At 62.3% G+C, this 9040-nt stretch carries 11 protein-coding genes; 8 read left to right on the forward strand and 3 right to left on the reverse strand.

All coding sequences use genetic code 11. From position 1 onward, the window contains the following. Positions 1-100 precede the first annotated feature (100 nt). The 4 genes from K2Y56_RS24830 to K2Y56_RS24845 all read left to right on the forward strand — a co-directional run bounded on the left by K2Y56_RS24830 (position 101) and on the right by K2Y56_RS24845 (position 3191). The gene (locus tag K2Y56_RS24830) at positions 101-595 is read left to right on the forward strand and encodes a MarR family winged helix-turn-helix transcriptional regulator (protein ID WP_292514327.1); all 495 of its coding nucleotides are present in this window, start codon (positions 101-103) and stop codon (positions 593-595) included. 327 nt (positions 596-922) lie between these two features. After that, positions 923-1288 carry a transposase gene (locus K2Y56_RS24835; protein ID WP_292514330.1) on the forward strand — a complete coding sequence of 122 codons (366 nt, stop codon included), beginning with the start codon at positions 923-925 and terminating at the stop codon, positions 1286-1288. Next, positions 1285-1632, forward strand: coding sequence for an IS66 family insertion sequence element accessory protein TnpB (gene tnpB, locus K2Y56_RS24840; protein WP_292514332.1), 348 nt, complete (start codon positions 1285-1287; stop codon positions 1630-1632). Before K2Y56_RS24835 ends, tnpB begins: the two co-directional genes overlap by 4 nt. Before the next feature lie 59 nt (positions 1633-1691). Next, on the forward strand, positions 1692-3191 hold the full coding sequence (locus K2Y56_RS24845; RefSeq protein WP_292514335.1) for an IS66 family transposase: 1500 nt from the start codon (positions 1692-1694) through the stop codon (positions 3189-3191). 176 nt (positions 3192-3367) lie between these two features. Here the strand turns inward: K2Y56_RS24845 and K2Y56_RS24850 are convergent, their stop codons facing one another. The 3 genes from K2Y56_RS24850 to K2Y56_RS24860 are packed head-to-tail and all read right to left on the reverse strand — an operon-like array spanning position 3368 to position 6220. Continuing rightward, entirely contained in the window at positions 3368-4393 is a 1026-nt protein-coding gene (locus K2Y56_RS24850) for a zinc-binding alcohol dehydrogenase family protein (RefSeq protein ID WP_292514338.1), read from the reverse strand. Beyond that, on the reverse strand, positions 4371-4955 hold the full coding sequence (msrA, locus tag K2Y56_RS24855; RefSeq protein ID WP_081623570.1) for a peptide-methionine (S)-S-oxide reductase MsrA: 585 nt from the start codon (positions 4953-4955) through the stop codon (positions 4371-4373). The genes K2Y56_RS24850 and msrA (K2Y56_RS24855) overlap by 23 nt, the downstream gene beginning before the upstream one ends. A 32-nt stretch (positions 4956-4987) precedes the next feature. Then, on the reverse strand, positions 4988-6220 hold the full coding sequence (locus tag K2Y56_RS24860; protein ID WP_045269764.1) for a bifunctional alpha/beta hydrolase/OsmC family protein: 1233 nt from the start codon (positions 6218-6220) through the stop codon (positions 4988-4990). Between the two features lie 228 nt (positions 6221-6448). Between K2Y56_RS24860 and K2Y56_RS24865 the strand changes: the two genes are divergently transcribed. The 4 genes from K2Y56_RS24865 to K2Y56_RS24880 all read left to right on the forward strand — a co-directional run. Continuing rightward, positions 6449-7324: a LysR family transcriptional regulator gene (locus tag K2Y56_RS24865; RefSeq protein WP_011191349.1), complete on the forward strand. Its 876-nt coding sequence runs from the start codon at positions 6449-6451 to the stop codon at positions 7322-7324. Positions 7325-7470: 146 nt separating this feature from the next. Then, positions 7471-7914: a peptide-methionine (R)-S-oxide reductase MsrB gene (msrB, locus tag K2Y56_RS24870; RefSeq protein ID WP_004099035.1), complete on the forward strand. Its 444-nt coding sequence runs from the start codon at positions 7471-7473 to the stop codon at positions 7912-7914. Between the two features lies 1 nt (position 7915). Beyond that, the gene (gene msrA, locus K2Y56_RS24875; protein ID WP_004099036.1) at positions 7916-8455 is read left to right on the forward strand and encodes a peptide-methionine (S)-S-oxide reductase MsrA; all 540 of its coding nucleotides are present in this window, start codon (positions 7916-7918) and stop codon (positions 8453-8455) included. 132 nt (positions 8456-8587) lie between these two features. Then, positions 8588-9040 (forward strand): glutathione S-transferase family protein (locus K2Y56_RS24880; RefSeq protein WP_292514364.1); only part of this gene is annotated, 453 nt, incomplete at its 3' end.

Raw genomic sequence — 9040 nt, forward strand, 5'->3', positions numbered from 1 at the left:
AAGAGGACCACGGTATGGCTTGCTGTCTATGCTCCGCGCACATATAGATGTGGCAATGGATGGACCTCGAGATCGAAACATTTTCGGGGCGTTCGCACTCATGATCAGCGACGACATCGTTCGCGCTAGTTCATCGCGGGCGCCGGAAGCTGGACCCGCCGCCTCAGCGCTGGCGTTGCTCGCGCACAAGCCCGGGCTCTCGATCCGTATGCTTGCGATCGGGGTGGGCCTTTCACATGCTGGAACTGTTCGCCTGGTGGATAGATTGGTAAGCGAGGGATTGATCGAGCGTAGGGAGCATTCGACAGACGGGCGCGCACGATCCCTCTATCTTACTCCAACTGGCAAGGTCGCGAGCGACGAGGTCCTGGCCTCGCGCGATCAAGTGATTGCCGAAGGGCTATCGATCCTTAATCCAGACGAACTGAAAACCTTATCGGACATCGCTGAACGCGTTCTCCGAAATCGCTTGGAAAACCTCGAGCAGTCATACCGCATCTGCCGCTTGTGCTGCTACGAGGGCTGCACGAACTGCCCCGTCGATGCCGAATTGCATCAGCGAGGTGTGGACCGCGAGAAGAACGACGACGCGTAGGAGACTCGCAATTGCGACAGCTCAACGCTGCTCAGATGGCGGGGCTTCATAATGTCAGCGAGCCTACCATCAGCCGCATTCTTTTGGCTACGCGTCAAGCCGGCCGATCGGGCATGGCGGTCTCATTCTAATATGTCGGTGATCGCCCCACTTTTAGCCGCTCAATTGATCGGAACGCGGTTTCGGAAGCGGCCGTTCAAACCACTCGCTGCATTCCCATTTCTCTATGTCCGATAGGTAGTTTCGGAGTAACCGTCCGGCCTGACCGCTCTGCCTCGGGCTGAGAGAGGCGGATAGTGTCCACCATCGATAGTGGACACTATGGTGATGGGTTTGGCGCGTCGGACGAAGCGGCTTTGGACGGATGATGAGAAGCGGTCGATCTGTTTTCAGACGACGGCGCCGGGCGTTTCGGTTGCCCAGGTTGCGCGGCGCTACGCGGTGAATGCCAATCTGATCTTCAAGTGGCTTCGCGATCCCCGCTATGCGCCGGACCCCGCCTCGGCTCCGTCCCCGTCAGAGGAGGCGCGCTTTCTGCCTGTAGAGATCGTCGCGGAGACCAGGTCGGCCCCGGCCGCACCTGCCGCCGAGAACCACATCGAGATCGAACTGGCTGGCGGCCACCGAATGCGGATCAACGGCAGCTACGATCCCGAGGCGCTGGCGCGGCTGATCCGGGGTCTGACGGTTTGATCCCGGTTCCGGCCAATACGCGGGTCTGGCTTGCGGCGGGCGTCACCGACATGCGCAAGGGCTTTGCGGCGCTCGCTGCCCAAGCCGAGGCGGTGCTGAAGCAGGATCCGTTCGCCGGGCATCTGTTCGTGTTCCGTGGTCGCCGGGGCGATCTGGTCAAGGTCATCTGGTGGGACGGTCAGGGGGCTTGCATGTTCATGAAGCGGCTGGAGAAGGGCCGGTTCGTCTGGCCCTCGGCCAAGGAGGGCAAGGTGGCGCTGACGCCCGCACAGTTGTCCATGCTGCTGGAGGGGATCGACTGGCGGGCCCCGGAACGGACTTGGCGCCCTCTGGCGGCGGGATAATACGCGGGGTTGATGATCACTGGATTCCCACAAGGAATCTCGTAGGATAGACTTCCTGCATGCTCAGTCAGACCCTGACCCTGCCGGAAGACCCCGAGGAGCTGCGCAGCTTCACCGCGCGGCTTCTGGCCGAGGTGAAGGCGCAGGCGATCCTGATCGAGAAGCTGCGGCACCAGCTGGCCGGGCATCGGGCGCACCGGTTCGGGGCCTCGTCCGAGACGGCCGAGCAACTTCAACTGGCCCTCGAGACCAGCGAGATTGCCGCCGCTGCGATGACCGCACGGATGAAGCTGCCGGACATCGAGGAGAAGGGCAAACCGAAGCGCCGTCCGATCCCCGACCACATCCCGCGGATGGAAGTGGAACTGACGCCCGGTGTCGATGCCTGCGCTGAGTGTGGCGGGCACCTGCGCCGGATCGGCGAGGATGTCACGGAAGAGCTGGAATACGTGCCTGGCCGCTTCATCGTGAACCGCATCGTCCGGCCCCGGCTGACATGCGCCTGCTGCGAACGGTTCGTCCAGGCCCCGCTGCCGTCGCGCCCGATCGAACGCGGCCGTCCCGGCCCCGGCCTGCTCGCCCATGTGCTGGTCAGCAAGTATGCCGACCATCTGCCCCTCTATCGTCAGAGCCAGATCTTCGAGCGCGAAGGGCTCGATCTCGACCGATCCACACTGGCCGACTGGGTCGGCAAGACCACCGCTCTGCTGGAACCTCTGGCCGAAGCCATCGGCCGACATGTCCTGTCCGCCGAGGCCATCTTCGCCGACGATACGCCTGTCCAGATGCTGGCGCCCGGCACCGGCAAGACCCAGACCGCCCGGCTCTGGACCTATGCCCGTGACGAACGACCCTGGGGCAGTGCTGCCCCACCCGCCGCCTGGTATCGCTTCTCCGGCGACCGAAAGGGTCAGCATCCCAAGGATCACCTCGCCCGCTTCCGCGGCTGGATGCATGCCGATGGCTATGCCGGGTTCGAGGATCTCTACCGCTCGGGTGCCATTCGCGAGGTCGCCTGCATGGCCCATGTCAGGCGCAAGTTCGTGGACATCCACCGGTCGCAGGGCTCGCCCATCGCCGAAGAGGCCATCGGACGGATCGCCCAGCTCTATGCCATCGAGAAGGAAGCTCGAGGGACGCCACCTGATCGCCGTGTCGAACTGCGACGTGCCCATGCCGCCCCTGTCTTCGATGACTTGGAGCGATGGCTGGCCATGCAACTCACCACAATCTCAGGAAAATCCCCCCTCGCGGCCGCCATCCGCTACGCGCTGACGCGAATGGAACGCCTGCGCTCCTATCTCGACCACGGTATCCTGGAACTGGACAACAACGCGGCCGAAAGGTGCATGCGTGCCATCGCCCTCGGGCGGAAGAACTACCTCTTCGTCGGCTCCGAGGCGGGCGGCAAGGCCGCCGCCATCGCCTACACCCTGATCGAAACCGCAAAGCTCAACGCGGTCGATCCCAATGCCTGGCTCGCCGACACCTTGGCACGCATCCCAGACTACAAGATCAACAAGGTCGACGATCTGCTCCCCTGGCACTGGGACGGATAGCGGTCAGGCCAGACGGTTACGTTTCGGGGAAAAGCAGTCGGGAACAGGTTTCGGGAACGCATGCTCCGGCAGGAGCGCAGCGCGCGTCCCAAGCGCGTTTTCCCGGTAGAGCTTCCCAATCGGCAAAGTGCGGGCCACCTCAGACTGCGAACGCGAAAAACCGCCTGGCTGGTCACTCAAGGCAGGGTAACGACGATTTTCGCTGCGGATACACCCGCCTTCAGGGCTTCCAAGGCAGCCTGGAGCATTTCAAGGCCCTGGCCCACGATCTTCGCAGGAGGGGCGGGGACGAACGTGCGCGCCGCGAGAGCCTGCGGCAGGAATTCGCGGTAGATCATTGGACCAACCTCGTAATCCTTGAGGCTCGTCCCGGAGATGTGCGTCGCCTCGACTCCAAATGGACGCTCGTCGGGCGGGGCCAGCGTCGCTGCCACCCGGCGCGAGCCCTCGCATCTCGCAACTATGGCAAAACAGTCTTTCATGTGACCGGTCGCGTGAAGCGTTCCAGCGAGACTGCGCCCGCGCATTGCCTCAATCACGTCTTCCACGATGGCTGGACTCGAGTGGTCAAGAACCTCGCTTGCACCCAGCTCCTTCAACAGGCCGGCGTTGCGCGCCGAAGCGGTGGCGACGCACCTGTAGCCCGACGCCACCGCGAGCTGGATGGCGTTGCAGCCAACGCTCGACGATCCACCCCAGACCAGAACGACCTCTGGACGCGCGGTCGGCGAGTGTAACGGTGGCGCGAGAGCCAACTGTGTCCGTCCGTAGAGCCCGCTTGCGGCGGTGCCAAGGCCAAGCGGGAGGACTGCCGCATCAGCGAAGGCCATGTTGTTGGGGATCGGCGCCGCCATGTGGTCCAGCACGATCGTGTGGTGCTGGAACGCACCCTGCGCAGGTTGATTTACGGTTGTCCCGACCGCCTGTCCGATGACTCGATCGCCGACCTTGAACCGCTCGACCGCGCCACCGATCGCCGCGACCTCACCGGAGACGTCGCTGCCGAGAATCGCGGGATAGTCGAGCCATGGCAAAAGCGCGACGTCCTGCAGAATCCAGTCGAGTGGGTTGATCGCGATGGCCGCGTTGCGGATCAATATCTCGTTCGCCGCCAGATGCGGCAGAGCGGTGACACCGATCCTCAGTGGCTGCCCCGGCGCTTTCTGCCAGGCGGCCTGATTAGTCACGGTTTCGGTCATCATCAACTCTTTCTGTCAAGTATACAGCTGGGCGTTCGTCTGAGCGGTCCAACCGCCAGGTCGGGCGCACGAAGTGGCAGCTATAGCCCCCAGGATAGCGCACCAGGTATTCTTGGTGCTCTGGCTCCGCCTCCCAAAAGGGTTCTTCTGGGTTGATCTCCGACACGACCGGGCCAGGCCAGCTTCCTGATGCCTCGATTTCCGCGATGGTTGTGAGGGCGACTTCCTTCTGCACTTCGGTGGTGTAGAAAATCGCCGATCGATAGCTCGGACCGACATCGCTGCCTTGTTGCTCGTAGGTCGTGGGGTCATGGATCTGGAAGAAGAGTTCCAAGAGCGAGCGATAGGCGAGAACGGAAGGGTCGAAGGTCACTTCCACTGCTTCCGCATGGCCGTAATGTCTCGCGTAGGTCGGATCAGGCATTTCTCCGCCTGTGTAACCGACACGCGTCGAAATGACTCCCCTGGCTCGGCGCAGCAAATCCTCCATGCCCCAGAAGCAGCCGCCTGCGAGAATTGCTCGCTCTGTCGCGGCCGCCCTATTGCCGGTAGGCGATTGGCTCACAGTCCGTTCGCCCTCCTCCGTGTGCGCCACGGTCAAGCCAGCCTCGCGGGATCCGCAGCCTGACTGGCGCTCAAGAGCTCGGTCTGCACGTCCGAACCCCGGATGAGACTCAGATCGACGGGACACCGATCAGCGATCGCGAGGATCCGAGCGCGCTGATCATCACTCAGCGGCCCATCGAGGACAATGGTGCGGGTGAACCGGTCGGGTGGCATCATGTCCGGCACCTTCTCGTGCTGCACGGTCGTGCTCGCCCGTTCGAGCGGAAAGCCCTTGCGGTTCGCATAGAGACGCATCGTCATCACCGTGCAGGCTGCGAGGCCGGCAGATACGAGTTCGTAGGGAGATAGTCCGGTCCCGAGGCCACCGACCGATGCTGGCTCGTCGGCGAACAGAGTGTGCTCGCCGCTGCGGACCTTGAGCTGGAACGTCCCTGCAAGAGTTTCGGTGGCGACGACGCCCTCCGCAACCTCGATCTGCGGAAGATCCGCGCTGAGTGGTGGGAGAAAGCGGCTCGCCCAAACCGCCACCATGGCCGCGGCGTAGTTCGCGTCCGCGACGTCGGTGAGAAGGTGATCCGCGTTGTCGAGCGAGATGAAGCTTTTAGGGTGCCTGGACGCGACGAAGATGCGCGACGCGTGGTCGATGCCGACCACCTGATCCAGCGGAGAGTGCATGACCAGCACCGGCCGTCGCAGGGAGGCAATGGCCTTCTCGACGTCGATCCCCTCAACCGCCTCAAGGAACCCTCGGCGAATGAGGAAGGGCCTACCGGCAATCTCCACCGAGGCCTCGCCCTCGCTCGCGATGGTGTCCAGATCATTCGGTCCGAAGAGGCGCAAGATATGCTGAAGGTCGGCCGGCGCACCAATCGTCGCTACCGCCGCAATATCAGGCATGTCGGCGGCGGCTACGATCGCAGCGGTGCCACCCAGGCTGTGCCCGACGAGGAGGGACGGTGACATGCCCGCCGCCGCCATCGCATTTGCGGCGGCCCGAAGGTCCTCGACGTCCGACGCGAAGTTCACAGGTTCTCCCGTCCCACCGCCGATCCCGGTCCCGGCGAAATCGAACCTCAAGACCCCGATGCCCGCACGCGACAGCGCGCGCGAGATGTGAACAGCGGCGCGACTGTCTTTCCCGCACGTGAAGCAGTGGGCGAAGATCGCCCAGCCCCGCGGCGTCCCTTCCGGCGGTTCGAGGTGCCCGGACAGCGGAGAGCCAGCCCCACTGACAAACGTAAATGATCTTCCTGCCATGTCCATCAAACCTCCAGCACGCGGCTTGGCGGTTGCGCTCTCAGAACCTTCGACGGAGCTGAGCGGAGCGCACCGCCAACCGGTAATCGTCATCTCAGGCTATCATTTATATGTCTGGCGCATATAGACAAGCCCCTATACCATGATTATATGCGCCAAGCATACTTCTGCGACCTGCTTTCCAAAGGCGGTCTCACGGAAGAGGTATCAGTCAGGCGCGTGGGCCAAAGGACTATGGAACTCAATCAAGTCAGCTATTTCATCAACTTGGCCGAGACGCTGAATTTCACAGCGGCCGCTCGCTTGAGCGGTGTGTCACAGCCAAGTCTGACCCGCGCGATCCGCCGCTTGGAAGATGAGCTTGGCGGGCCGCTGATCTATCGCGACGGGAAGAACAGCCGCCTGACTGGCCTTGGCCATGACGTCGAGGCAGAATTCCGGCGCATGGTGGTCGCGATGAAGAGCGTTCGCAATCACTCGGAGCACTGGGCGATGGGGGGGCACCGCGTGCTGGATGTCGCCGTCGCGCCCACCGTCGGACCAAAGGAATTTACGGCATTCTTCGAGAGCGCATTGGCGGAGATGCCATCCATCGAAATCAAGCTGCACTCGCTCCAGTCGAACGAGGACACATCGGAGGTGCTTTCAGGAAAATACCACGCGTGCATCATGCCGCGTGAAACAAGACCGGAACGCAAGCTGGATGTGCATCCTCTATTTCGGGAGCGCTTCGTGCTCGGCTGTTCTGCAAACCATCCCTTGGCTGCCAACGAGATCGTGCGCGGCGAAGACCTGCTCGAGTTTCCTTTCGTCGATCGCCTGAAATGCGAGTTTCGCGATCGGATCCTCGATCACTTCGCGCGACGGGACTTGCTCATGCGACCTCGCTTTCGATCAGATCGCGAGGACTGGGTGCAACGGGTCGTCGCTGACGGCCACGCCATATGCATTCTTCCGGAACGATCGCCGACCGTGCAAGGCCTCGTCACTCGGCCGATCGACGGATTTGTCTTGGAGCGCGAAGTCGTGATCGCGACAGTATCCGGCTCCACGGCAACGGTCGAGATACGGAACATCGCGCAGCTGGCAGCCCGGTATGAGTGGAACTGAATCACGACGTGAAGAGCTTCGGCGCTATGGAAACTATACGCGCAGCGTATTGGATAAATCTGGGGCGCACTGCGATAGTCGGCGCAATGACTGCAAAGATAAATGACAGTGTGTCGAGCTCTCTAGATTAATTATTGGAGACTATCATGAAGTTTGAGAAGTCACAGGCAGCAGTTGACCGCCTGACCCCCGAGCAACGCCGGATTACCCAGGATTCGGGGACCGAAAGGCCCTTCACGGGTGAGCACAACGACAACAAGGAGCCTGGCATCTACGTCGACATAGTGTCGGGAGAGCCGCTGTTCGCTTCAACGGACAAGTTCGATTCGGGTACTGGCTGGCCCAGCTTCACCAAGCCGATCGTTCCGGCAAACGTGAACGAGGTGCGGGACAGTGCACACGGCATGGTCCGGACGGAGGTCAGGTCGGTACACGCCGACAGCCATCTGGGCCACGTGTTCCCGGACGGTCCTTCCGACCGCGGCGGTCTGCGCTACTGCATCAACTCTGCGTCCCTTCGCTTCATCCCGCGCGACGAGATGGAGTCCGAGGGATACGGTGAATATCTCGATCAAGTAGAGGAGGCTTAACATGCATCAGCGCGCTGTTCTCGCAGGAGGATGTTTCTGGGGCATGCAGGATCTGATCCGCAAGCGGCCCGGCATCATCTCGACCCGTGTGGGTTACACGGGCGGCGATATTCCGAACGCCACGTATCGTAATCACGGCACGCATGCCGAGGGGATCGAGATTGTCTTCGACCCGACAGTGACGAGCTACCGGCACATCCTGGAATTCTTCTTCCAGATCCACGATCCGACGACGCTGAACCGCCAGGGCAATGATCGTGGGCTCTCCTACCGGTCGGGCATCTATTATGTCGACGAGGAGCAGAAGCGCGTCGCCGAGGATACGATCGCCGATGTGGATGCCTCGGGGCTGTGGGATGGCAAAGTGGTGACCGAGGTCCAGCCGGTCGGCGAGTTCTGGGAGGCCGAGCCCGATCACCAGGATTATCTGGAGAAGCGGCCGGGCGGCTACACCTGCCACTTCGTCCGTCCCGACTGGGTTCTTCCAAAGCGGCATGAGGCCGGCGATGTGAGCCCTGCGGCCGGGGCTGCAGCGGAATAGGCTTCGCTGCCGTTAGTGCCGCGCCGATCCGGTTCGCAACCTCCGACGACCGCGTCAATCGACGCGGTCGTCGAACCCGGCCTTGAAGCAGATCATTCCATTCAGCCGCCGTCGCAGTGCCAGGATCCAGATATGACAGACCTCTCCTCCTTTCCCATCACGCAGCGCTGGCCAGCATCTTATCCGGATCGCTTGCAACTATACGCGGCCCCCACGCCCAACGGCGTCAAGGTCTCGATGATGCTGGAGGAGACTGGCCTGCCGTATGAGCCCCACTTCGTCGACATCTCGAACAACGAGTCGAAGGATCCTGCGTTCGTGTCGTTGAATCCCAACGGCCGCATACCCGCGATCATCGATCCGGCTGGCCCTGACGGCCAGCCCATTGGCATATGGGAAACCGGTGCGATCCTCATCTATCTGGCCGACAAGACGGGGCAGCTCATCTCAACAACACCCGCCCAGCGGTACGAGACTCTGGCCTGGGTGTTCTTTCAGGTGTCGGGCGTTGGGCCGACCTTCGGACAGCTAGGCTTTTTCCTGCGATTTGCCGGCAAGGACTATGAGGACAAGCGACCTCGGCAG

The organism is Methylobacterium sp., from assembly GCF_019745455.1.
Lineage (GTDB): Bacteria > Pseudomonadota > Alphaproteobacteria > Rhizobiales > Beijerinckiaceae > Methylobacterium.